The sequence below is a fragment of the Vibrio sp. Vb1337 genome, from assembly GCF_033338715.1.
Lineage (GTDB): Bacteria > Pseudomonadota > Gammaproteobacteria > Enterobacterales > Vibrionaceae > Vibrio > Vibrio alginolyticus.
On record NZ_JAWOTD010000089.1, the window covers coordinates 1 to 1,518 of the forward strand.

Annotated in this window: 1 protein-coding gene and 1 pseudogene; both read right to left on the bottom strand. The window is 43.9% G+C overall.

Going from position 1 to position 1,518, the window contains the following annotated elements; translation table 11 throughout:
• Positions 1–305, bottom strand: a pseudogene (locus tag R7E42_RS24075) (alanyl-tRNA editing protein); the annotation flags it as partial.
• Positions 306–538: 233 nt separating this feature from the next.
• On the bottom strand, positions 539–1,518 hold a 980-nt coding region (gene der, locus R7E42_RS24080; protein WP_318073095.1), incomplete at its 5' end, for a ribosome biogenesis GTPase Der.

Genomic DNA, 1,518 nt, shown 5'->3' on the forward strand with positions numbered 1-1,518 from the left:
TGTACGACAACAAATAAACAACCTTCTGTATCGCGCTTTACAGGGATTGCCGCTCCAACAAATAACTCTCCGGTTGCCACTTCAATGGCACCAACTTGACAATCAATCAATTCAAATTGTTGATCATTAAATACTAAGATGCCTTTATCCGCGGGATGATCAGGCCAGATATGGCTAACGGGATGAAACGGAGTCACGTCGGTGACTACGTAGGTCACTTCATTGTGGTTTTGAACGACTTGAATCTGAGCGTCCAACTGCCAAGTTTGATGGCAGAAACGGGTTTGTGTCGCGGTAATCGTCATGCTTTGCTTATCTTTGTGAATGTAAGAAGTTAAGGTTGTGTGCTGAGCATTTGAAGATACAGGAATCTGCACGTCATCACTAATACCACTAGAGAAAAACCGCGCAGAAGAACATTGTGATAATGATGAAAGTAAGGTTTAGAAAAGGACACATCTCACATCACTTTTAGAGGTTGCAAAAAACAGATAAAAAAATACCCAAGTAAAAACTTGGGTATCTTCAAATACTTAAATTATTTTTTGCGGTTTTTAACCACAGACATCATACGTTTACGCTTACGCTCTTGAGACAAGGTTAGCTTGTTCGCACGATTCTCAAACGGGTTTTCGCTATTCTGGAAGTTGATACGAATTGGCGTACCCATAATTTCCAGTGACTTGCGGAAGTAGTTCATCAAGTAACGCTTGTATGAATCCGGAAGTTCACGAACCATGTTACCGTGAATCACGACGATTGGTGGGTTGTAACCACCTGCGTGCGCGTATTTTAGCTTGATACGACGGCCACGAACCATTGGCGGTTGGTGATCATCAGTCGCCATCTTCATGATACGAGTCAAAACAGAGGTACCAACACGTGTCGTTGCCGACTTGTACGCTTCTTGGATAGACTCAAACAAGTGACCAACACCAGTACCGTGCAGTGCAGAAATAAAGTGAATGCGAGCAAAGTCAACGAAACCTAGGCGGCGGTCTAGCTCTTTCTTCACGTTCTCTTTTACTTCGTTATCTAGACCATCCCACTTGTTTACCGCTAATACGATTGAACGACCGGCGTTCAATGCAAAACCTAGCAGGCTCAAGTCTTGGTCAGAGATGTTTTCACGTGCGTCGATAACCAATAGCACTACGTTTGCGTCTTCGACGGCTTTCAACGTTTTAACAACGGAGAATTTCTCAACCGTTTCGTTAATACGACCACGACGACGTACACCCGCAGTATCAATGATTACATACTCACGGCCATCACGTTCCATAGGAATGTAGATTGAGTCACGAGTTGTGCCTGGCATGTCGTATACCACAACACGTTCTTCACCAAGAATACGGTTGGTTAACGTCGAATTACCAACGTTTGGACGACCAATGATTGCCAGTTTGATTGGCTGTTCTTGTAGACGTTGGAACTCCGCTTCCGCTTCTTCTTCGGTGTATTCGTCTGGTGCAATTTCAGCGTCTTCAAATTCTGTCAGATCTTCAATCTCACCTTCTT